The organism is Pelistega ratti, assembly GCF_009833965.1.
Lineage (GTDB): Bacteria > Pseudomonadota > Gammaproteobacteria > Burkholderiales > Burkholderiaceae_B > Taylorella > Taylorella ratti.
In genome coordinates this window covers 2,178,551-2,203,622 of record NZ_CP047165.1, presented here as the reverse complement: position 1 = coordinate 2,203,622, position 25,072 = coordinate 2,178,551, and the positions used below count along the sequence as shown (strand labels likewise).

At 35.9% G+C, this 25,072-nt stretch carries 19 protein-coding genes and 1 tRNA gene; 6 read left to right on the top strand and 14 right to left on the bottom strand.

All coding sequences use genetic code 11. The annotated features are described in order from the left end of the window. Positions 1-43: 43 nt before the first annotated feature. Positions 44-733: a Bax inhibitor-1/YccA family protein gene (locus F9B76_RS09615; protein ID WP_159991912.1), complete on the top strand. Its 690-nt coding sequence runs from the start codon at positions 44-46 to the stop codon at positions 731-733. 254 nt (positions 734-987) lie between these two features. Here the strand turns inward: F9B76_RS09615 and recO are convergent, their stop codons facing one another. The 5 genes from recO to lepA are packed head-to-tail and all read right to left on the bottom strand — an operon-like array spanning position 988 to position 5,821. Then, a complete protein-coding gene (gene recO, locus F9B76_RS09610) occupies positions 988-1,563 on the bottom strand; it encodes a DNA repair protein RecO (protein WP_159991911.1) in 576 nt (191 codons plus the stop codon). After that, positions 1,556-2,449 (bottom strand): GTPase Era, encoded by an 894-nt coding sequence (gene era, locus F9B76_RS09605; RefSeq protein WP_204319056.1) that lies wholly within the window; start codon positions 2,447-2,449, stop codon positions 1,556-1,558. Before era ends, recO begins: the two co-directional genes overlap by 8 nt. Then, positions 2,446-3,198 (bottom strand): ribonuclease III, encoded by a 753-nt coding sequence (gene rnc, locus F9B76_RS09600; protein WP_159991910.1) that lies wholly within the window; start codon positions 3,196-3,198, stop codon positions 2,446-2,448. The genes era and rnc overlap by 4 nt, the downstream gene beginning before the upstream one ends. Then, positions 3,198-4,013, bottom strand: coding sequence for a signal peptidase I (gene lepB, locus F9B76_RS09595; protein WP_159991909.1), 816 nt, complete (start codon positions 4,011-4,013; stop codon positions 3,198-3,200). The genes rnc and lepB overlap by 1 nt, the downstream gene beginning before the upstream one ends. Positions 4,014-4,027: 14 nt before the next feature. Beyond that, positions 4,028-5,821: a translation elongation factor 4 gene (lepA, locus tag F9B76_RS09590; RefSeq protein ID WP_159991908.1), complete on the bottom strand. Its 1,794-nt coding sequence runs from the start codon at positions 5,819-5,821 to the stop codon at positions 4,028-4,030. A gap of 513 nt (positions 5,822-6,334) precedes the next feature. Here lepA and F9B76_RS09585 point away from each other — a divergent pair. The 4 genes from F9B76_RS09585 (at position 6,335) to brnQ (ending at position 10,682) form a co-directional block, all read left to right on the top strand. Continuing rightward, the gene (locus F9B76_RS09585; protein WP_159991907.1) at positions 6,335-7,402 is read left to right on the top strand and encodes an FAD-dependent oxidoreductase; all 1,068 of its coding nucleotides are present in this window, start codon (positions 6,335-6,337) and stop codon (positions 7,400-7,402) included. A 99-nt stretch (positions 7,403-7,501) separates the two neighbouring features. After that, on the top strand, positions 7,502-7,726 hold the full coding sequence (thiS, locus tag F9B76_RS09580; RefSeq protein WP_159991906.1) for a sulfur carrier protein ThiS: 225 nt from the start codon (positions 7,502-7,504) through the stop codon (positions 7,724-7,726). Between the two features lie 40 nt (positions 7,727-7,766). Further along, complete coding sequence (locus F9B76_RS09575; RefSeq protein WP_159991905.1) at positions 7,767-8,573, top strand: thiazole synthase; 807 nt, start codon at positions 7,767-7,769, stop codon at positions 8,571-8,573. Positions 8,574-9,275: 702 nt separating this feature from the next. Next, complete coding sequence (gene brnQ / locus F9B76_RS09570; protein ID WP_159991904.1) at positions 9,276-10,682, top strand: branched-chain amino acid transport system II carrier protein; 1,407 nt, start codon at positions 9,276-9,278, stop codon at positions 10,680-10,682. Between the two features lie 116 nt (positions 10,683-10,798). On the opposite strand, the gene F9B76_RS09565 is transcribed toward brnQ, so the two are convergent. The 7 genes from F9B76_RS09565 to mnmC1 all read right to left on the bottom strand — a co-directional run bounded on the left by F9B76_RS09565 (position 10,799) and on the right by mnmC1 (position 19,555). After that, positions 10,799-11,902: a hypothetical protein gene (locus F9B76_RS09565; RefSeq protein WP_159991903.1), complete on the bottom strand. Its 1,104-nt coding sequence runs from the start codon at positions 11,900-11,902 to the stop codon at positions 10,799-10,801. Between the two features lie 77 nt (positions 11,903-11,979). Beyond that, positions 11,980-12,813, bottom strand: coding sequence for a PDDEXK family nuclease (locus tag F9B76_RS09560; protein WP_159991902.1), 834 nt, complete (start codon positions 12,811-12,813; stop codon positions 11,980-11,982). Between the two features lie 11 nt (positions 12,814-12,824). Continuing rightward, on the bottom strand, positions 12,825-13,817 hold the full coding sequence (gene dcm, locus F9B76_RS09555) for a DNA (cytosine-5-)-methyltransferase (RefSeq protein WP_159991901.1): 993 nt from the start codon (positions 13,815-13,817) through the stop codon (positions 12,825-12,827). A gap of 422 nt (positions 13,818-14,239) precedes the next feature. Next, positions 14,240-14,315, bottom strand: a tRNA-Lys gene (locus F9B76_RS09550). A 184-nt stretch (positions 14,316-14,499) separates the two neighbouring features. Beyond that, positions 14,500-15,336, bottom strand: coding sequence for a polysaccharide deacetylase family protein (locus F9B76_RS09545; RefSeq protein WP_159991900.1), 837 nt, complete (start codon positions 15,334-15,336; stop codon positions 14,500-14,502). A gap of 68 nt (positions 15,337-15,404) precedes the next feature. Then, positions 15,405-17,537, bottom strand: coding sequence for a TIM-barrel domain-containing protein (locus F9B76_RS09540; RefSeq protein WP_159991899.1), 2,133 nt, complete (start codon positions 17,535-17,537; stop codon positions 15,405-15,407). Between the two features lie 218 nt (positions 17,538-17,755). Continuing rightward, positions 17,756-19,555, bottom strand: a complete 1,800-nt coding sequence (gene mnmC1 / locus F9B76_RS09535) for an FAD-dependent 5-carboxymethylaminomethyl-2-thiouridine(34) oxidoreductase MnmC1 (RefSeq protein ID WP_159991898.1) — start codon at positions 19,553-19,555, stop codon at positions 17,756-17,758. Between the two features lie 251 nt (positions 19,556-19,806). Here mnmC1 and mgtE point away from each other — a divergent pair, with 251 nt between their 5' ends. After that, positions 19,807-21,288 carry a magnesium transporter gene (gene mgtE / locus F9B76_RS09530; RefSeq protein ID WP_159991897.1) on the top strand — a complete coding sequence of 494 codons (1,482 nt, stop codon included), beginning with the start codon at positions 19,807-19,809 and terminating at the stop codon, positions 21,286-21,288. A 178-nt stretch (positions 21,289-21,466) separates the two neighbouring features. On the opposite strand, the gene secA is transcribed toward mgtE, so the two are convergent. Both secA and F9B76_RS09520 read right to left on the bottom strand, forming a co-directional pair. Next, positions 21,467-24,214 carry a preprotein translocase subunit SecA gene (gene secA, locus F9B76_RS09525; protein WP_159991896.1) on the bottom strand — a complete coding sequence of 916 codons (2,748 nt, stop codon included), beginning with the start codon at positions 24,212-24,214 and terminating at the stop codon, positions 21,467-21,469. A 342-nt stretch (positions 24,215-24,556) separates the two neighbouring features. After that, positions 24,557-25,045 (bottom strand): DciA family protein, encoded by a 489-nt coding sequence (locus F9B76_RS09520; protein WP_159991895.1) that lies wholly within the window; start codon positions 25,043-25,045, stop codon positions 24,557-24,559. Between the last annotated feature and the right edge of the window lie 27 nt (positions 25,046-25,072).

Genomic DNA, 25,072 nt, shown 5'->3' with positions numbered 1-25,072 from the left:
GCCTTATTGACACTAAGGTTGTTATCATTATTATGGAGAAGATATGAATTCTTACGATCAACACACTATCCAAACCCAACAAGCCGATTCCCTGATGGCTAAGAACCGCGTACTACGCAATACTTACCTCTTATTGGCTATTTCTATGATACCTACCGTGTTAGGTGCGGTATTAGCATTACAGCTCAATCTTTTTAGTAACCTTAATCCATGGGTAAGCACATTAATCTTTTTTGCAGGTGCTTTTGGTTTAATGTTCTTAGTAGAGAAAAACCGCAATAATGCCGCAGGGGTTGGTTTCCTACTACTCTTTACCTTCTTTATGGGTATGATGCTTTCTCGTATTTTAAGCTATACACTTGCTTTAAATAACGGAGAAAATGTTATTGCTATGGCATTTGGTAGTACCGCTATTATTTTTGGTGTGATGGCAACGATTGCAAGTACTAGTAAACGAGATTTTAGTTTCTTAGGTAAAACACTTTTTATGGGTGTTATTGTCCTTATCCTAGCAGCTATTGCTAATCTCTTTTTCCAAATTCCTGCTTTATCTTTAGCGATTTCTGCAGCAGCAACCGTTATTTTCTCACTCTACATTCTATTTGATGTTCAACGTATTGTGAATGGTGGTGAAACAAGCTATATCTCTGCAACATTAGCTTTATACTTAGATATTTATAATATTTTCCAAAGCTTATTACATATTTTTGGTGTCATTGGTGGCGATGATTAATTACAAATTACATCTATCATATATCTAATTATTATCTAAGACACATTAAGAGGGAGATTTATTCATTTCCCTCTTTTTTTATGAAAACTCAACTTAATAAATATATATTTATTAGAGGTGAAATGCAGTAAAAGCGTAGATAAGTAAGTGAGTTTTCTGAAATAACGCAAAAGAACGACGAGTTAATAGTGTTTGCAGTGCTTTTTTATAAAACAGTTATTCATCGTAAAAATATTGACTTATCCCCAACGATACTATCGTATGGATTGCACTACTTTTCGGGTATTAAGCTCATACTGAAAAATATATGTCTCTATCTTTGCTCGTAAGTGCTGACGTAAAGCAAGCTCAGAAGACAAATCATGAAAATCAGGTGCAACTTCACTATCCCCATACCCTAATTCTTTAAGTAAATACCACTCAAACCGCCTTAGCACACTTCGCTCATCAATGCCTGCACATAGACTTTCAAGTGCGTAGGTATATTCATCAAAAATAATAGGGTGTGGGTCTTCTTTAGGCAATCCTCTAAGTAATAACTCATTCATATACCACCCAGACATCAATATTTTAGAAGGAATAGCCAAAAAACCATCAAAATCAGCCTGTGTAATTGTCTTAACTTCTGCTTTTCCACTCCAAGAAATTAATAAGGGCTGAAAGTGCGACAAAATAGGCCTCATCACAGAGTAGGGTCGTTTTGCCCCCTTGGCAATACCTGCCACTAAACCATACTCTCGGCTAAATACCGTTGCAATACAGGAAGTCTCACTCCAAGGTTTTGCTTGTAATAAAAAAGCAGGTGTTTCAAGAACCTTATATTTATTCATAACCAAGATCACGCAAAGCACTTTCTTTATCTGACCAGCCTTTACGCACCTTAATATAAATTTCTAAAAAAACAGGTTTATCTAACATCTCTCGAATATCTTGTCTTGCTTCTGTCGCAATACGCTTCATATGTAAACCTTTTGCACCTAGTAAAATGGGCTTATGGCTTTCTCTTTCAACCACCACACAGGCATTAATATGAACACCTTCTTCTGTTTCATCCCATTTTTCAATTTGTACCGTACTTGCATAAGGAAGCTCATCACCAACTAAACGGAAGATTTTTTCTCGAATTAACTCACCCGTGATAAAGCGAACAGAACGGTCTGTCATCGCCTCTTCATCAAACATAGGTTCACCCTCAGGTAAGCGTTGTGCAATTTCATCCAGTAGAATATCTAGCTGAACCCCTTTGACGGCACTTAATGGCACAATAGCATCATAGGGGAATTTTTGAAGAATTTTAGTGGTAAAGGCAAATATATCATTTTTATTCTTGAGTAAATCTACTTTACTAATCACTAAAATACACTTTTTAGAGGAAGGCAGTAAAGGCACTACATTTTCATCACCCTCACTCCATTTGCCTGCTTCTACAACATGAACAACAACATCCACATCTGCCAATGTTTGTGTAACCACCCGATTCATCATTCGATTCATTGCACCGCCATGACGCGTTTGAAAACCCGGGGTATCCACAAAAACAAATTGTGTATTATTTTGTGTAAGTACCCCATGAATACGGTGTCGTGTTGTTTGTGCTTTACGTGAAACAATGGAAATTTTACTACCAATTAAGGCATTAATTAATGTTGATTTACCAACATTGGGTCGTCCGACAACGGCAATAAAGCCTGTTTTAAAAGGGGTATTTTCTATCATTTATTTTCTTGCTCCACAGCAACAGGTAATGTTAATTGCGTGACAATACGTTTAGACTTCATCGCTTTTCGAGTAGGGGCAATTTGTTTAAGTTGCTCAATTACAATCTTAGCTGCGGCTTGCTCTGCTGAACGACGACTTGCACCTAATGCGGTTGCCGCTAGATTAAGCGTAGGCACACTACATTCCACTTCAAACTGTTGATCATGTGCTGCCCCTGTTGTTGCTAATACCGTATAAGTCGGCAAGGGTAATTTACGTGCTTGTAGCATTTCTTGTAATAAGGTTTTAGCATCTTTACCTAAAGTAGAAAAATCAGCATCTTTCAATAAGGGTCGATAAAGATGTTCAATAACGTGTTGAGCCTGTTCAATATTACTATCCAAGTAAATCGCCCCAAAAATTGCTTCCATGGTATCGGCTAAAATTGAAGGGCGCCGAAATCCTCCACTTTTTAATTCACCCTCACCAAGCAATACCACATCAGGCAATTGTAATTTTATCGCCAAATCTGCCAATGTCTGCTGATTAACTAAACTAGAGCGAATACGAGATAAATCGCCTTCATCTTGATTATGTAATAAAGAAAAAAGCAAAGCCGCCACAGAGAAATTCAATATTGAATCCCCTAGAAACTCCAACCGTTCATTATGATTAATCCCATAACTACGGTGTGTTAAAGCACGCATCAGTAATTCTTTATTATTAAACTGATACGATAAACGCGCTTGTAATTTTTGATATTTCATTATTTAATCATCGTACCAATACGGTTAAACTCACTAAAATTCATCCAAACCACAAAGGCTTTACCAAGGATATAACGATCAGGAACAAAGCCCCAAAAACGACTATCCTGGCTATTATCACGATTATCACCCATGACAAAATAATGTCCATCTGGTACTTTACACTCTACCGCCGTTGAAGATAAATACTGGCAGTTTTCCATATAAGGGAAATTAATAATAGGACGAATCTGACTCAACATAGGTAATAATAAAATATCATGTTTTTTATCACCTAATGTTTCCTCATATCGTACAGGGCTACCACCTTGCTGACTTGGATTAATATAAGGCTCTTTTTCAACTAATGGAAGCTCTTTTCCATTTAAATATAAATGTTTATTTTCAAAACGAACCACATCACCTGGTACACCTACAACACGTTTGATATAGTTAATAGAGGTATCCACAGGATAGCGGAAAACAATTACATCACCATGAGCAGGAGAAGAAAAGGGAATAATTTTTTGATTAACAATCGGTAAACGAATACCGTAAGAGAACTTACTTACCGCAATCATATCGCCACTTTCTAATGTAGGTAGCATAGACCCAGAGGGAATACGGAATGGTTCAAATATAAATGATCTTAAAATAAATACAAATAAGATAACAGGGAAATAACTCACTGCATAATCAACTATTTTAGCGCGATGATTATCAGCATCTTTCGCACCATATTGATTAATACGGCGAGGTTTTAAAACCCATTTATCTAATAATTTAATACCCCATGCGACAACGAGTAATATAAAAAAGATAATTTCAAAATCCATAATTCACTACTCTCCTATTTATCTTCAACTTGTAAAATGGCTAAGAACGCTTCTTGAGGAATTTCTACACTACCTACTTGTTTCATCCGTTTTTTACCTGCTTTTTGTTTTTCAAGTAATTTACGTTTACGTGTAATATCACCACCATAACATTTTGCTAAGACATTTTTGCGTAAAGCTTTTACATTTTCACGAGCAATAATTTCAGCACCAATTGCTGCTTGTACCGCCACATCATACATCTGGCGAGGGATTAAACCACGCATTTTACTCACCACCTCTCGCCCACGGTAGCGAGCAACCGAACGGTGAACAATCATCGATAAAGCATCTACTTTATCACCATTAATCAGTAAATCTACCCGTACAACATCTGCACTACGATATTCTAAGAATTCATAATCCATTGAAGCATAACCACGAGAGACCGATTTAAGTTTATCGAAGAAATCTAAAACAATCTCTGCCAGTGGAATTTCATATGTAAGATGCACTTGGCGACCATGATAACTCATATTTTTCTGAATACCACGCTTATTATTACACAAGGTCATCACTGGACCAACATAGTCTTGTGGCATAAATAAGGTCACATTCACCATAGGCTCTCGAATATCACGAATCATACCCACATCTGGCATACGCGAGGGGCTATCAATCATGACGACTTCACCATCTGTTTTTTCAACCTCATAAACAACAGATGGTGCTGTGGTGATAAGATCCATATCAAACTCACGCTCAAGCCGTTCTTGCACAATTTCCATATGCAATAAACCCAAGAACCCACAGCGGAAACCAAAGCCTAACGCTTGAGATACCTCAGGCTCAAACATTAAGGCGGCATCATTTAATTTTAATTTTTCAAGTGAATCTCTTAATTGATCATACTCACTACTTTCAACAGGATAAAGCCCTGCAAAAACTTGAGGTTTAACCTCTTTAAATCCTGGAAGTGGGTCAGCTGCAGGTGCTTGTGCTAGGGTGATAGTATCCCCTACTTTTGCGTGAGCTAATTCTTTAATCCCAGCAATCACAAAACCTACTTCGCCCGCAGACAGTTGTGGTCTTGATGATGATTTAGGAGTAAAGACACCAATTTGCTCCACCAAGTGAGAAGCACCTGTTGCCATAAAACTAATTTTATCTTTTTGTTTGAGTGTACCATTAACGATACGCACCAACATTACTACACCCACATAATTATCAAACCATGAGTCAATAATTAAGGCTTGTAAAGGTGCGGTGGGATCACCTTTAGGTGGGGGTACTTTTTTGACAATCATTTCAAGAATATCATCAATTCCCACTCCCGTCTTAGCACTGGCTAAAATAGCATCACTCGCATCAATACCTATCACATCTTCTATTTCTGCTCTTGCTTGCTCTGGCTCTGCTGATGGTAGATCCATTTTATTTAGAACAGGAATCACCTCAACACCTAGCTCAATAGCGGTATAGCAATTGGCAACAGTTTGTGCTTCTACACCCTGACTGGCATCTACCACTAATAATGCCCCCTCACAAGCAGATAAAGAACGACTCACTTCATAAGAAAAGTCCACATGCCCCGGGGTATCAATAATATTAAGATTATAGACCTTGCCATCTTGTGCTTTATATTGCAAAGCAGCGGTCTGAGCTTTAATGGTAATACCACGTTCACGTTCAATATCCATAGAATCAAGAACCTGTGCAGACATTTCACGATCTGCCAATCCCCCTGTACGTTGGATTAAACGATCAGCCAACGTAGATTTACCATGGTCAATATGCGCAATAATAGAGAAGTTACGTATATGTTGCATTCAAGAAATCAATCAAAAAAATTAATCATTACCAATTATGTAGGGATAAAACCCTATCAATGGCTATTACATTACCATTATCAAATTAGCCTATTATTATCATGTAAATTTTTTACATAAAGGTATATTATACGCTAAATGATACGCTATTTAACCTTTATTTTCTTTGTCATAGATGATTACAACCCATAAGTATCCTCTATTTAAATAATAGATAAGAGAATACCCTTTTTATTTCAGTAAACTATTATCCCTAGAAAAACAAAACTACATCCATCACAGTGCCGTTTTTCAGGTAGTACAAGCAAGAAACTAGCTTCAGTATTTTATTACTAAAGAAAAGCGATTTATCTTTTTATCCATTATTGCGCTTTCATCTAAAGAAAAATAGACATTATTTATTTTTATACCCCTGATTTTTTACCCTTTTTAAAATGATTCAACGGTATTATTGCTTAAAGGTGGTAGAATAGTCTGACTGGTTAAGCACTTATTTTTAGATAGGAGGTTTTTATGAAAATAGGTATTGCTGGGGCTGGACTTGCAGGTCGTTTATGTGCATTTTTATTATCCAAGCAAGGGCATGAAATAACGGTTTTTGACCCTGCAAGTGGGCCATCAGATCCAGTCGCTTCAGGATTTGCAGCAGCAGGTATGCTCAGCCATGTGGCAGAATTAGAAAAAGGGGATAATAATATCTACAACTTAGGCGTACGCTCCCTTGAACTCTGGAAGCATATTGTCCCTCAACTGGTTGAACCCGTTGAATTACATTATAACGGTAGCCTTATGCTTGCCCACCGTGGCGATGAAGGGGCTGCCAATCGTCTGATTTCTCTTTTATCACATAAAGCACCCGCTGATCAACAGCCACAAAAAATTTCACTTGAACAATTGAAAATTGAAGAACCCTCTATTTCAGGTGTTGCTCATGCATGGGCATTACCCAACGAAGGGCATATTCATACGCGACAAGCAATGCACGCTTTATATGCATCAAGTGCCAATACACATTGGCATTGGCAAACACCCGTCAATAAACTATCCCCACAAACTATTTTTACTCAAGAAGGGGAACATCATTTTGACTGGGTTTTTGATACGCGTGGTTTAGGTGCTCGTGAAGTTAAATTCCCTAATGCACATACCCTTTCTTGCCAAAATGTCCGTGGAGTACGTGGTGAAGTGCTATGGTTACAAGCCCCTACTCTGTCACTTAGCAGACCGATTCGTTTACTTCACCCTCGTTATTGTGTGTATCTCGTTCCTCGCAAACCCGATATTTTATTTATTGGGGCAAGTGAGATTGAAAGTGAAGATCGTTCCCCTATTTCGGTACGAACAACTGTCGAACTATTAACCGCTGCTCATAGCGTATTACCCGAAATTGCAGAAGCTCGGATTATTCATACAGAAACCAATTTACGACCTGCATTAATTGATAATTTCCCTCGTATTGAGACTGAACAAGGATTAAGCCGTATTAATGGTCTTTTCCGTCATGGTTGGTTAATTGCTCCTGCCATTGTAGAAAATGCCTTACAAGCGATGCTAGGAGAGCAATACTCCGCCATGTCCTAATAGTCACTAAATTGTTATAATCAATTAACCATAAAATAGCGATATTAATAATCAACAACCCTTTATATCGCTATTGTTTCACTTTTAAATAGTCGTATCATGATAATCACTGTATATATTAATGGGCAAGCCAAAGAGATTACAGATCAAACCTCTTTAGCGACATTTATTCAACAATTACAAATAGCATCTGGTGAAGAGGATGACCCTAAAAGTATTGCTACTGCTGTAAATGAAGAATTTATTCCTCGTACAGCACGAGAGCAGTATTATTTAAAAGAAGGGGATCATATTATGACGTTTTCACCCATTACTGGTGGTTAATCTGTCTATACTCAATGATAACTTTTCTAAAGGATTCATAATGTCTTATACCTTAGCCGATGTTTCATTAACTAGCCGATTTTTTTTAGGAACAGCCACTTACCCTTCACCCAAAGTATTAAATGATGCCATTATTGCCTCAGAGGCACAGGTGGTTACTGTAGGACTAAAACGCCAGTTATCCCCCCATCAAAATACCTTAACCAAAAGCACTACCGATGGAGTGGAAAATACTTTTTTTCAAATGCTCAAAGAAAGCGGTGCCCGTTTATTACCTAATACCGCTGGCTGCAAAACCGCTCGTGAAGCCATCACATTAGCACATATGGCACGAGAAATTTTTGATACTCACTGGATTAAATTAGAGGTTATCGGTGATGACTATACCTTACAACCCGATCCTACTGAATTATTAGTCGCCACACGAGAACTTATTAAAGAGGGGTTTGAAGTCTTCCCCTACTGCACGGATGATCTAGTTACTTGCCAACGTTTATTAGATGCAGGTTGCCGTATTCTTATGCCTTGGGGTGCGCCTATTGGATCAGGACAAGGATTGGTAAATCCTTTTGCATTACGCGTCTTACGAGCAAGATTACCAGAAGCCTTTTTAGTGGTAGATGCTGGTATTGGTTCACCCAAAGATGCTGTTATGGCAATGCAACTTGGATTTGATGCGGTACTACTAAATTCAGCCGTAGCACAATCACATAATCCTGTAAAAATGGCTACTGCTTTTAAATTAGCCATTCAATCAGGGCGGTTAGCCTATGAAGCCGGCATTATGGATCAGCAAGATATGGCTGTTCCTAGTACACAAGTCACTGGCAGACCTTTTTTACTCTAATAGATAAAAACGTTAACCCCCCTCTTATAGAGGGGGTTTTTATTGTCAATAAGAAAAAAAGAAATTGATACTATTCTTAAAAGACCCAATATCTATAACCTCTCAACAATTATATCCTCCTTTATTTGTACAGGTAGATTAAAATAATTGTGTAGCAATAGCAACTTTATATATGATTTACTCTATTTTCTGTGTTATGAAAATCATATTTATATGACAGTTTATGGTAATTTACTGATAATAAATCAATTTTTATACATTCATTCTCTTTGTTTTGAAAAAAATACAACATTATGATGTTTTTTCTCTCTACTTTTTATCATTTGTTTTATTAAAAAAGCAGAAAAATACTTCATCTTATTTCTAAAGTCTGCTAGTATCATAAAATGTATTTATTAAGGTACTCTTTAATATAACTCTATCGCTATGATTTACCTTAATAATTCACAAGCAGTTTTTACCCAAAACTGATATACGTTTACTTTTTAGATAATTATCCTTTATCCAATATAGGTAAACAATCATATGGTCATTATTCTGGATAGCACCAATTATTCTCAATAATACGTATTATTTGATGAATGATTGATAGTTATGTATTACCCCATTGCCTCTAAGAATAGATAACCATATTCTTTAAAAAAGAATACTGGGACGGTCTTATAGACTTTTTATTAACTTATTTTGTCAGAGATAAACATAATGTCTAATCATACAAATAAGTCAGCCTTTGTGGCGACAGGTTTAATGTTATTTGCACTTTTCTTCGGTGCAGGTAATCTTATTTTCCCAGCCTTAATGGGACAACACGCCGGAGAGAATATTTTCCCTGCAATGGCAGGATTTTTAATTACAGGAGCTGGGCTTCCCCTATTAGGGATTATTGCCGTAGGCTACTCAAGCTCTCGCGATTTACAAGACTTAGCATCTCGTGTTACACCATGGTATGGTATTTTGTTTACCGTATCACTCTACTTAGCCATTGGTCCTCTTTTTGCTATTCCACGGACAGCAACAACTTCTTTTGAAATCGGACTATTACCATTTATAAGTGGTAAAGAAAGTCAAATCATTGAGCTATTATCATTTCTAGGTGGTAATATACCAATATCAGTTACTAAAATATCACTTGCTGTTTTTGCCTTTGTCTTCTTCGGATTATCTTATTGGTTAGCGATTAATCCGGGCAAATTAGTGGATCGTATCGGACGCATTCTAACACCAGCCCTCTTAATTTCTATTGCTATTCTTGTTATTTATGCGGCTTTCTCACCAATGGGTGCGCCACAAACACCAACCAATAGTTATGTAGGAGGTAGTGCCTTTACACAAGGTATTCTTGATGGTTACCAAACGATGGATGCCCTTGCTTCACTTGTCTTTGCGATTATTGTGATTGATGCCGTTCGTTCCCAAGGTATTAATGATGACCGTCAGGTGCTTAGTTTAACGGCTCGTGCTGGTTTTGTTGCGGCATTCTTCTTAGCGGTTGTTTATGTCTTTATTGCCTATATGGGTGCTACAAGTGTCGCAGGGATTGGCACAGTAGAAACAGGCGCACAAGTCCTTTCTAAAAGCGCAGAATATTACTTTGGTGATGCAGGTAAGACTTTATTAGCTATTATTGTATTCCTTGCTTGCTTAACGACCTCTGTAGGGTTAATTACCGCTTGCGGTGAATATTTCAATCGTCTTATTCCATCCGTTTCTTACGGCGTATGGGTCACTATTTTTACTATTATCTCATTTGCTCTATCTAACTTTGGATTAAGTACCATTATTAGCTTCTCAGTCCCTGTATTAATGCTATTGTATCCATTAACAGTCGCCATTATTGCATTGGCTTTCCTCAATAATCTTTTTGGTGGTAAGCGTATTGTTTATATTATGACTATTCTCGGTACATTGCCTGTTGCTTTAATTGATGGTTGGAAAACAGCTTATGCCATGTTAATTCCAAAAGAACAACAAAGTGCAGAGGCTTTAGTGATGCAAATTGATGCATTCTTAAATACGCAATTACCTCTTTATAGCCAAGGTTTAGGCTGGATTTTACCAGCAGCTACTGGTTTTATTATTGGTATTGTATTAAGTAAAGTTAGTAAGTAGTTTTAAATAGTTATTTACATCAATATCTTATTCATAATAAACCTCTATAGTTAGAAATATAGAAATAATAACTATAGAGGTTTTATTTCATATCTTGTTAAAGAGAGAATATATTATTACTGAATATGGTGAATATAATTTAGTTTTTCTATCCCCAACTTAATACGATAAATATTATAAATAATACAGTTATAATCTGTTTTAAATTCATAATAATTACCTTTTTTATATTTTTCTAAGAATAATTTATATAACCAAAAATAGTCTTCTGAATAATATCTTACGTTCATGAAAGCAGTTCCAATCTCACAGATTGCCCTTAAACAAGCAATTTCTTCAAAAGAAAATTTATCTATATCACTTTCTTTAAAAGTTTCATTCATAAATAAGACTAATTTATTTTTTTCTATAGGTAACTCATAAACCTCAGGATATAAATACTGTTTAAACTCAATATGTCCCTTAATTATATTTATAGCTTTAGTTAATTCATTTGAGCTAATATTAAATTCTTTTTTAATTTCATTTTTTATATTATTAAAGCTAAAATTTTTCCATTCTTGATTAGTAGGTAATTTTTTTGCTATTTTTTCTATATCTGATCTGCTAAGTACTTTAGTAAATGTTTTAACACGATACTCATCTACTAGATAATCCATAAAATGCGTAAATCCCCCACATATTTTAGAAAAATCTTTAAACTTCTTACTAAAATTATAAATTCCAATACACTGAAAATTCAATAAATGCTTTTCATTGTCTTGACTATAAGGATATCTGAATGTTTCTCCTATCGGATCAATATTTCCAAACTCATCAATATATGGTTTTAATGAATCTATAAATTCTTCTATTCGATAATCTTTAGTTTCATTTGATATGGAAACAAACATTTTCCATAATTTTCTAATATCATGTGTTTTAATTAACTTTTCATTAATATCTTGTTTTAATTTTAAAAAATTTATAGCATAAATTTTTTGTTTTATGTACAATTCTATAAAATGTCTAGCACAAAATAAAATAGGATAAATAGAGGTATCATTACACCATGAAAATGCTCCATCATACTGTTTATAATTAGAACCTAAAATAGTATCTAACATTACAATAGTAGCGGATTGATAACCTGTTATATGGGTATTTATATCAACCCAAGGATTATTTCCGACATATGCATTAAGAGAAGTATTTTTATGTTCTGGTTGAAATAGATTCATATTATTCATTCCTTACTCTTAAATTTAATTCTTAATGCAACAGTCCGAATACTTATTAAATAACTAACACCCTAAACTCAAAAATTATCAATATTAAATAAATCTAGAGGTTTTATTTTAAATTGTAAGGAGGTTGGATCTGGCGTTCCTCCTTTTCTTTGTGCTGTTAATTTACCTAAATTTAGTCCCCCTTTTTTACTTATAGATATTTCTCCTTGAGAATAAAAATTTATTACTTCATTTATATTTTTAAAAATCCAATTATAGCTACCATCTATATTTTGTTTTACAACTAAAAACCATTCTGCACTCAGCATTCCCCTCCCTTTAAGGATATCTGAAAAAATTAATACTCTATTTTTCTCAAAAAATTTAATTAATTTATTAACTTGATTGATAGGTAATTCATCCAAATACCATCTCTTTTTATTTTTTAACTGTGAAGATTCATAAATGCTTGGTTGAATCTCTCCAGTAAATTTTTTTAAAACAAAAGCAATATCCTCATCAAACTTCCACATTTTTTGATAAGTATCTACAGAACGTTTATCAATTTGATTAAAGTTAGAGTCTATATTAGCTTTCTTAATAGATATATTTTCTCTATAAATAACACCATTTATTTTTATAGTTAACTGAACTTGAACATCAGCTTTTTTATATTTCTGAACAAACTCAAAATTATCACAACTCCCAAACTTTTCTATATCAGAATATTTCAATCTTGTAGGAATTTGTATAGCCTCAATATTCTCAATTCTACCAATATCATAGCCCATAATACTCAGCCATTCTATTGCTTGTTCATCTAATAAATAATTTTTAAATTTTTCTGCAACTATTCCCTCAGTTTTAAATCCATCCTTAGCAGTTCTTGATCCAACTAATCTTCTATAATCTATATTATTCACTTTTTATACCCTTATAATTTATCGTATAAAACTTCTTCAATTTTAGCTACAATCGCCTTTAAGACATTAACAGCTACACTATTACCAAACTGTTGGTACGCTTGTGTTTTATTAGAAATAATTTTAAATGAATCAGGAAAACCCTGTATTCTCGCACATTCTCGAGGTGATAATTTTCTTATTTTTCCATTAATTTGATATAACCCTGTTTTAGAACCAACTCCTCCACCATATGCAGATAAAGTTATCGCATGACCTAATGGATGATAAATCCTTTCCCCTTGCCCTCCTTTACCTACAATCCCTATTTGAATTGGTTTATTTGGTAATACAATATCATCTATAAGATCACTATGTATTTCAATTTTTTTATTAAATACAATATCATCACGCTGTATAAATTTTACATCATCTGGATTATCTTCCAAAAAATCACATAATGCTACTGGTTCACCACTTCCTAAAGGAAATGAAAAATTATTAATATTCAAATCTTTTCTAAAACCCACAAAATAAACCCTCTCTCTATTTTGAGGCAATTTAAAATTAGAAGCATTTAATACTTTATAAAAAACGTTATAACCCAATTCATCTAATGTTTTTAATACTATATTTAATGTATTTCCACTATCATGTTTTGCGAAGTTTTTTACATTTTCTAAGAAAATAATTTTAGGAGAGTGGTACTTAATAATACGAGCTATTTCAAAAAATAATGTTCCTCTAGTATCACTAAAGCCTAGCTGTTTACCTGAAATAGAAAAAGCTTGACACGGAAACCCTCCACATAAAATATCATGTTTTGGAATATCACTTTCATTAATTTTTGTTATATCACCAAATGGTTTTATACCATAATTTTCAAAATATGTTTGACTTGCATACTTATCTATTTCACTAGCAAAAACACATTGAGCCCCAAATGAACCTAAGGCTTGATGGAAACCACCAATACCTGCAAATAAATCAATAAATGATAATTTACTCCAATTAATATTACTCATTCAAATATTTTTATCCTTAATGAGAAAACTTACCTAATATTTCCACATAATTTAATTATATATCACTAAGGGATTAAGTACATAATTTAATCACAATAGTAAAACAGTAATTACCACATCAAATAAAGTGTCTATATACTATCAATCTACACTCTACATTTATTACCATTCATGTAATAAATACTAGCTATAGCATTTCTTTTTTAAATTTTAATAATCGGAAAGTACGGTTAGATGATAGAATAAACTTTGAATCTATTTTGTGTAAATTAAAAATAAAATACACAAATTCTGCACAGAATTTTATGATAGAGAGGAATAGCGATAGTTGTCATCATTATTCTAATCACTCGCTAACGTTATAGCGTACCCCTAAAAAACCAAAAAGCCTTCATCACTGAAGGCTTGCTGTTTATTTGTTTTGGTGGGTTGGGGGGGATTCGAACCCCCGACCAACGGATTAAAAGTCCGCTGCTCTACCGACTGAGCTACCAACCCGCTAAAGAATATAATTATGAAGTAATTTAAATAACCTGTCAAGCATTTTTAAATTTTAATATTAATTTGTATCTTTAAAGCAACAAATCAATATTGACTTAATGATTATTGGCAAAACGCCTACTTCATGTTCTTTAGTGTTTTCCATAAAAGAACAGAAAGAAGCATTCTACGCTTAAATATATTATTTGGCAAGTCTCTTTAAGGCATATCTGTTGTAAATATGCCCTATTTTAGGATGTCTTGCTAACCATAAACGATAAGAAAAGAAAAAACCACCTTTATTAGGGGCATCTATTCTATAGATATGGGTACTATCCATATGAGGATAATTCTCTCCCATAAAATCAGTTGTATATAAATAATGAAATCCTGCTTCTTTCGCTAGCGTGATATAGTCTTCATCAAAATAGCCATTTGGCCAACAAAAATGCTCACTTACCTCACCTAATTCTTGTTGTAAAATGGCGCGACTCATTTCTAATTCTTTTGTCATTGCCATATTTTTTCCCTCTTCATTTACTTGTTGCTCCCACCGTGTTTGGGTATAGCCAAGGCTATGAAAATCAAAAATACCACTTGATTTTAAATATCTCACTTCATCCCAATTCATCATAACCGTTTCAGGATGCCCTGCATAGATTCTTCGTTTACATTCATCATGGGGTGGACAAAAGGGTAATATTTCACCACTCTCATAGGTTGAGCGGATAATACCTTCTTTGATAAAAGAGGCACTCAGAAAAACACTTGCTTTTAAAATATATTTTTTTAAAATAGGGTAAGCAAAAACATAATTATCCAAAAATCCCCCATCAAATGTAATAAAGACTGACTTAGCAGGTACTTCACCACCATTAAGAAAAGAGGCAAATTCAGTAGCGGATAAGGTCGTAAACCCTTGATAGGCAAGATGCTCCATCTGCTCATCAAAATATGTCGGTAAACAATTGAAATCACCCCCATTGGGGGTGATATGCCTATAGCGTAAGACAGGAACTATTTTTGCTGATGTCGTCACTCTCTTTATCCTATGTATATTGACCTTAACACAAAATCAACGTATCACAATGATGATCCATCACCTCTTTAACGTTCTCTTGAGATACGAACCTCAGCGCCACGGCGTTTTACCTCAAGCCCCTCTGACTGTAGAATGCGTAATCCCTCAAACCCTTTGATATAACTTGATCCTTGCATCTGCATTACCCGTATTTTATTACGCATCACTACTGGGTTATGGATAGGCATACCAAATAGCCATACTTCATCTAATACACGAGCAGAATTAAACTCTGCTAAACTGCTTAACTCAGGCCCTAAACATAGCATATATCCTTCTCGTCCAAAGACAGGAATACTATCCACCTCACATTGATAGGCTAAAATCTGCCCACCTTCATAGCGAATACCCGTATTCAGATCCCACCATGCTTCACCGCGAGGTAAATAAATATTAACTGTATTTCCTTTATCAAGGATAGGGGCAACCAATAGTGCAGGACCAAATAAAAATTGGTCTTCATATGCCCATGCTGTTTTATCCTGTGGAAAGGCTAAAGGCATCATACGCTGTACAGGCAAACCTGTTCGATTGGCATCTTCAATAATACCCAATACATACGGAATTAAACGAGAACGAAGTAACCAAAACTGTTTAATAATCTTTTGTGTTGCTTTGTCAAACATCATGGGTAAGCAAACCGATTCAGCAGGAATCACAAACCCTGCACTAAACACAGATAAAGCTAAAAAACGCAAATATAGTTGTTTATCCAAGCGAGGTAAATCTATAGTATGCATTTGCGATACTATTGCACTAGCCTGAACCGTTAAATGTTGTCTTAATAAGGCTCTTAAATCTTCAAAATGACGAACATCTGCTGTTGTATATAGCCCTGTTACTCTAGCACTGTTTAAACTTAATGTATGCCGACGAATATATGCCTCACTAGGTGTTTTATTTGCCGATAGTGCTTCTATTAAGGCTTGCTCAGCCCATAAAGGATACAATGCACGTAAAAAACCACCTTCTTCACCCTGTCTAGCACTAATACCATCTTCAATATCAAGTGTATCTGTTAAACTTAATGCGGCATCTGTATTATCTAATAGCTGTTGATGGCGAGATGACCATAATTTATACGCATCTTTATACGTTAGATCTAATAAACCAACATCACCATAAGGGGTATGAAAAATAGCCGCCTTACCTGTTTCATCTAACAACAACCATGCCCTATCTTCTAAATCAGCAAATAACGCTGTCCCTACAGGTACACCTAAAGAAGTCGGTAAACAAAGATGATAATGCCCTTTAAGGTAAGTTGTCATAAAGGTACGTATATCACCCAAGCGTTTTTCATCCCAATCCATTGAGGGTTTATCTTCCTGAAACGGAAAAACACTCGGAGGAGCAAGCTGTAGTGTATCTACCGCAAACCCTGCTTTTGTCATTTCTTGTGCTTGTTGTGTAAAATCAACTAAAGATTGCTGATCTGCTTGAGCAAACCAAACACCCATTGCACGTAAAGGTGGCTGAACAACACGTCCTACTGTTGCACTAAACTGGTTAAAAATATCATTAGGTGAAGCAATATAGATAAAAATATCTAATGCTTTATCATAAATATTGATAGTATAGTCACTATCTGCTGTATCACCAAGATGATGTGTTACTGGCAATAAACTATTAACAAAAATCCCCCACTCTTGCGGACTCCATGCAAAGGGAACATATTCGCTATTACCATCAGAATAGATCTCTCCATATCTTGCATAACGATCAGTCGTACGACCTAAGCCATAAATATTTTCTGATCGAGCAAATTGCAATGTCCATTGTTCTTTTGAGGAATCAAAACCTAGTACATCCTTTGTACACAACACTAACTGCTCATCTTTGAAAAATTGCAAAGAAAAGGGATTTGTATGAATCTCTACAGCAGTATTACCTTGAGAAAGTCGCCATGCTTGTTTAGGTTTAAGTGTTTCTACAATAAATTCACTACTTTGTTCTTGGCGAGCTAATAGTAAGTCTCGTCTTGCTTGGGCTTTAGTATTTAATGCACTATCATCTAATTTAGTCGCTAAGCCACAACGTAAACGAAACACACCCAATGCGGTCGCCTCAATACGAAGCACCCAATCATGCTCTGTTGTAAATACACAAAAACCTGCTTGTTGTTCGCTTAAAGCGAGATGTTTTAGTTGAATCGCCATATTACTTTCAAATAAAGTATGGTTTGTAAAGAAAAATGCGCTATTCGCATAAGTACTCCCCTTTATTAGGGGCAATCCGTACAAATCTTTTCTCAACAAACTACTATTTGTACAAAAACTATCTTATCACCGCATCAAACCATTATTTTGACTGATTTTTATGAAAACTTAAAGCCAATACACAAATTATCAAGAAATAGTTTACGGTTGAAATTCAATTACTTGGGCATAATACTCCATAATAAGTCTCGCTCTATCGGTAACGGTTCTCCCTCTAAACTCGCCCCAATAATCTCACCCGCTAGACTACTCCATGTCATACCATGTGAAGCATAGGCACACGCTAACCAAATTCCTCTCATATGTTCTAATTCACCAATTACTGGCATACGCCCTTGTACCACCGCTCTCACACAAGCTCGCCCTTTTAATTCACCACTTTCTTGCAGTTGCTCCAATGTAACAGGCAAGGTTAAAGGAATTTTCTCCCAGATAATTGTCTGACCTTTTTTACTTATTTTAGGCGATAAATCACCATGAACATAGGTACTACCCATCACACAAAACCCTTCTTGCTGAGGCAAATAATATCCTTGACCACCAATCACACACTGTGGGCCACCCTTAACAAAGTGTTGAGGAATAATCATCACCTCTCCCGATAAAGCATGTAAAGAATCTAATCGCGTTAAGGCATTCACCCGTTGCCCTGATTTAAGTATTTTTTCATCAAAGCCACTCTGTTTTAATAAAGTAGCACTCTCAATAGCATTAGCAACAACAATATGAGGAAATGTTTCCGTTAAAACTTTTTGAGTACCATTTTCTTCCCCCATCAAACGATACACCTGATCCTCTTTTTGAATATGTGTTACCGTAAAACTTTGACAACGAATATTAGGGTGCTGTAATAATGCCTGCCTTAATTGCAAAGGGGCAACCTGCATGGCTAAAGGAAAATAAGCCCCTTCTTGATCAACAGGAATCCCTGCTATGTCAGAGGCTTCTTCTGGAGATACTAATCTTACCCATTCTTTAGGGAAATTTAATGTGGATACGGCTTCTAATAAATCCTTCGCATGCCCCTTATCCCGATTAAGTTCAAGTGTGCCACAAAAACGAATATTTGCCAGATGTTTAATCGCTTGCCAACGTTGTCGTGCTAATAAAATACCCGCCCGACTCAGCCTTGCTTTATGACTATCATCCGCCGTTAATAAGGGGGTAACTGCCCCAGATGAATAGCGTAATAACGCTTCATCAGGGGGAAGTGCAAAAATAGGATCAACAACTGTTACTGTCCATCCTCGATTAGCTAAGGCATAAGCCACACCTGCGCCAGCTACACCTGCACCAATAACGGCTATTTTACGTCCTTTTTCGATTCGAGAGGTGATAGTAGGTTTTTTACTTGTTGCCGTACAAAATACATAATTATCTTGGACTACGCTACTTTGTACTTCTGATACTAACGCTAATTGATGATAGCGTATTTTCTCTACTAAAGGCGTAAACTGTGTTGAATGAGCAAGAAAGCAAGGAGAAGGATAACTTAGTCGAAGTGCTTCCGACAATCCCGCCTGTTTATCCACGATAAAGCAATGTACTTGTCCTACAAACTGTTTCCATGCCGTATTATCCTCACAAAATAGCATATTAATACTAAAACGGTATGGTTCAATATCAATACGGTGTAATCCAGGTAGTGGTAAAGCCCATTGTTCATGTAATTTCTGCAAACACGGCGTTTGCCAATCAGCATACCATTTATTTAAAGCGAGACGACTTTCTTGATAATCATCTGCAATACATACGATATGCCAAGGACGATCTTGCTGTTGCCACAGTGTATATAAAGCATCAATATGTAAAAAATAGTCTGAAGATAAAATAGCTATTGTTAAAGGGGCTTGAGCATCCGTAGAAATTGTTTGACTATATGTTAATAAAGATGAAGCATAATATTGATATGTTTTTTGCAATGCCTCATATTGAGAGAATAAAACCGTATTTTTCATCACTACCAAGCCTTCTCTATTTAAGCAAATCATGTGCTAATGCTATAATCTTGAACATTCTATATATTTTTGCTAAAGCCATTCTTTGCATTTGTTTACTTAATAACATTGTAACGCAGATTTTAATAGAGAAATCATACTCGTAAGTATTTGCAAATTGAATTGTTTTTAGCTTTTTATCAAATCTTTATCCCTCATCTCTGAATGACTAAGCGTCTATAATATTTATGCACCTATAAAGAGGAAAAACTATGAGTGAGTTCGACCACGATCAAAAAGTGACCCCTATCCAAGTCCCTAAACGACTCGATACGGAAGAAACTCAAATGGTGCTAGAAGATATTAAAGCACTCTTAAAAAAATATGAAGATACAGAAAGTCATCTTCATCATTCAGAAGGCAGCATAGAACAAGAACCGCTAGATAAATCACTCCTTACACAGCAGTATGATACAGAATTAGCCAATTATCTCTTACCGCTACATCCTGCTGATATTGCTTATATATTAGAGTCTCTTCCTCATGAAGAACGTCTCCGTGTATGGGAATTAGTAAACTCTAAATATGATGGTGATATTCTTCTTGAGGTAGATGATTGGGTTCGTGAAGACTTAATTGCTGCCATGAACCATGCGGATTTATTAGCCGCAACAGAAACGCTAGATGCAGATGAATTAGCCGACTTAGCCCCTGATCTACCTGCTGAGGTCGTTGCTGAGGTACAAAAAGGTTTAACGGAACGAGAACGTACACAGTTACTAGCTGCTATGGGCTATCGTGAAGGTAGTGTAGGGGCTATGATGGACTTTGAGATGGTTCGTGTGCGTGATGATATTACCCTTGAAGTCGTATTGCGATATTTACGCCGACTAGAGTATATGCCTGATCATACCGATCAAATTTTTATTATTGACAGGCAAGAGCATTTATTAGGGGTACTCTCATTAGCTGATTTACTGATTAATGACCCAGAGACAAATGTAAGCCAGTTAATGAAAACAGAATTTTTCTCACTTACACCAGAAGAAGACGACACTGTAGCCACTTCTGCCTTTGAACGTTATGATCTGGTTTCAGCGCCTGTGGTTGATGAAGAAAATCGCTTAATTGGTCGCGTTACCATCAATGCTGTTGTTGATGTGATGCAAGAAGATTCACAAGAACAAGACCTTGCTCGTGCTGGTCTTGCCGAAGAAGATACCTTTGCTTCCGTTGAACAGGCTGTTCGTAACCGTACTCCTTGGCTATTAATTAATCTCTGCACAGCTTCTACTGCTTCTTATATTGCCTCTTTATTTGAAAGTACGGTAGATCAAATTGTCATTCTTGCTTTTCTGATGTCAATTGTGGCAGGAATTGGTGGTAACTCAGGTAACCAAACACTTACTTTAGTTATCCGTGCAATGGCAATGAAACGTATCAATATCAAAAGCACACTCAGTATGCTAAAACGTGAAGCCATTGTTACGGTCTGTGTCGGTTTAACTGGCAGTATTCTCGCCTCCCTCTTCGCATGGCTAGTATCAGGTTCTTATAAAATTGCGATTGTTATGGTGGTCGCCATGATTTGTAATATGTTAATTGGTGCGCTACTAGGTGTTATTATTCCTATTGTTCGTCATCACTTTAATAAAGACCCTGCGGTTGGTTCTTCTGTGCTACTCACATTTGCAACAGATGCCTTAGGGTTCTTTATTTTCTTAGGATTATCAAGTCTTTTCTTACTTTCTTAATCTTAGACTATGTAACGCACAACACATTTTACGGAACTTTTATAAATACACTGATCTAATAAATACTCAAAATAATAGTTCATACATTATAGAGATTTAAAAATATTACTCTTAAAAAATATCCCCATTATTGAAACATAATAATGGGGAATTATCATTTTCTAGTCAATAGCAAACACTACGCAAGTTTTCCATGGCAATGTTTGTATTTTTTGCCACTACCGCATGGGCAAGGATCATTACGCCCCACCCCGACAAAGGTACTATCCTGTTGAGTATTTGCTGTGCTAGTTGCAATATTATCTTCTGCTAATGCTTCATCATAATCAGCATGATGATAATTTAATTTATCTGCTTGTTCTTGTGCACGTGCAAGCTGAGCCTCTTCAACCACATTCACTTGTTCAGGTGAACGAATTTGTACATTTAATAAGATTTTAGCAGACTCATTACGCACTCGCTCTAGCATATATTTGAATAACTCAAAGGCCTCTTTTTTATACTCTTGTTTTGGATCTTTTTGTGCATAACCACGTAAATGAATACCTTGTCGTAAATGATCAAGAGAAGCTAAATGTTCTCTCCAAGCAGAATCAAGACGATCTAATAAGACAGAACGTTCAAACTGGCTCCACGCCTCTTCACCAACAAGATTAATCTTTTCTTGATAGACACGTTCAGCCTCATCAATCACCATATTGGTAATATCGTTATCATCTAAATCATGATTCTTATCAACCGCTTCTTTAATAGAAAGTTTAATCCCCCACTCAGAAGCTAATGCCACCTCTAAACCATCAAGATCCCATTGCTCCTCAAGCGATTCTTCAGGCACATATGCACGTACAAATTCATAAAGTGCATTATTACGAAGCTCTGTCATCATATCGCGTACAGAATCTTCTTCTAACACCTCATTACGCTGCCCATAAAGTACTTTACGTTGATCATTGGCTACATCATCATATTCAAGTAATTGTTTACGAATATCAAAGTTACGCCCCTCTACCTTCCGTTGAGCAGATTCAATTGAACGTGAGACCATTTTGGCTTCAATCGGCTCACCCGGTACACCAAGGCGCTCCATTAAACCACGAACCCTATCTCCTGCAAATATCCGCATGAGTGAATCATCTAAAGAAAGATAAAAACGTGATGAACCAGGGTCACCTTGACGACCAGCACGTCCACGTAGCTGATTATCAATACGGCGAGATTCATGGCGTTCTGTACCAATAATACGCAAACCACCAGCGGCTTTTACAAGCTCATTCCGTGCTTTCCATTCTTCTCTGACCTTAGCAATAGCTTCCTCTTTCTGTGCATCGGTAAGGTTACTATCCGCTTTAATCATATTGATTTGCTTAGAAATATTGCCCCCCAGTACAATATCTGTACCGCGTCCTGCCATATTAGTCGCAATCGTAATATGCCCAGGCATACCTGCTTCAGCAACAATTTCTGCCTCACGTGCATGTTGTTTTGCATTTAAAACTTCATGAGGAAGATTCTCTTTTTTGAGTAAATCAGATAATAATTCAGAGTTTTCAATACTTGTTGTACCAACCAATACAGGCTGTTTACGATCATAACATTCTCGTATATCACGAATAATCGCATTGTATTTTTCTTTATCATTTAGGAAAATTTGATCATTTTGATCAATACGTTGCATCGGTAAGTTAGTTGGGATAATAACGGTTTCAATACCATAAATATCCTGAAACTCATAGGCTTCTGTATCTGCCGTTCCTGTCATACCCGCTAATTTTCCATACATACGGAAATAGTTCTGGAAGGTAATAGATGCCAGTGTTTGATTTTCATTCTGGATTTCTACTCCCTCTTTTGCCTCAACCGCTTGATGTAAACCATCTGACCAACGGCGACCTGTCATAAAGCGTCCAGTAAACTCATCGACAATCACGACCTCGCCATCTTGTATCGCATAATGCTGATCTTTAAAGAAAAGATTATGCGCACGTAATGCTACCGTTAAATGATGCAATAAGGTGATATAACGTGGATCATAAAGCGATTCACCTTCTGGTAGGATACCTAATTGTCTTAATATCTGTTCAGCATGTTCATGACCTGCTTCTGATAGATAAACTTGTTGTGCTTTCTCATCAATCCAGAAATCACCCTCTGGTTCAGGTTCATGAGGCTTTGGCTCTTCCTTCATACGTGTTAATAAAGGAGGAACTTCATTCATACGCTTATAAAGTTCTGTATTATTTTCAGCTTGCCCTGAGATAATTAAAGGAGTACGGGCTTCATCAATAAGAATAGAATCCACCTCATCCACAATCGCATAAGCTAATTTACGTTGGCGGCGATCACTAGCACGATGTTCCATATTATCGCGTAAATAATCAAAACCAAATTCGTTATTTGTTCCATAGGTGACATCAGCACGATAAGCCGCATATTTTTCTTCATTGTCTTGGTTGGGTACAACAACACCTACAGTCAACCCTAAGAAATTAAATAACTGTCCATTTAGCTCAGCATCTCGCCGTGCCAAATAATCATTAACGGTAACAACGTGTACACCATCACCTGTTAAGGCATTGAGATAAATCGCTAATGTACTCATTAACGTTTTACCCTCACCTGTACGCATTTCGGCAATTTTACCGTTATGTAATACAATCCCACCGATTAGCTGTACATCAAAATGACGCATACCTAATACACGCAATGAAGATTCACGCACAACGGCAAACGCCTCTGGTAACAAGGCATTAAGACTTTCACCATTGGCAATACGCTCTTTAAACTCTGCTGTTTTATTGGCAAGTTGTTCATCACTTAATGCCTGCATACTCGGTTCAAGTGCATTAATTTTTTGAACAACTTTACGATATTGTTTTAGCAAACGATCATTACGACTACCAACAAGTTTTTTTAATAAAGAAATCATTTTTCTACTTCAATAAAAAGGCTTAGATAATAAATACACTAAACCATAATAAATTAATCTACAAAGATAATAGCCTTTGCTATTATACCGATACTTGCTACTCTTTACAGCATATTTCAACTTTTAACCCAGATTACACAGAGGGAAATACTATGCTGATTTAAACAATATATCCATTATAATGAAAAAGTATCGTGTAATTGATAAACCACTCAACAAATTTTACAAGCACCATACATTACGGCAATTTATGATGATTTACCCCAGCGCCGTCAATCATATGATAAAAATCTATCTTTTTATCAATACACCTAATAATCATTATTTGGCTAAAGTCTAAACTTACATAGCCGTTTTTGATAATATCTTTCTTAGTGTTTCTGCCAATGGCCCGTCAGGATAAGTATCTAATAAGGTTTGATACGCTTGATGGCAAGACTGCAATATTTGTTTCGTGCTTATGGTGGGGGTATTTTGTTGCTCAATCGGTTGGGCAAGGCTTGCCATTACTTTGATTTTTAGTTTAGTAATAGGATAAGATTGTTGGTGTAGGTGGGCCGCAATCGAAGGAACAAGCTGTCTAAGTTTACTTGCCATCGCTGCATTACCTACCGCAACCACTAACTCTCCCTCCTGAAATCGTACGACATGACAAATACTACCTTGTGGCAATATGTCCTGTAATATTTGTTGTATGGTTATAAAAGTCGTCGCTGTTTTTAATGTATTATGAATAGGAGAATGACTATTTTCAAGTGCAACCATTGGTTTTATAAAGTCCTTTTTGAGTGATTTTTTAAGTGTTCGAAAAGACGATGACGTTATAAACATACCAACCACTACCCATAAAAAGGTCTT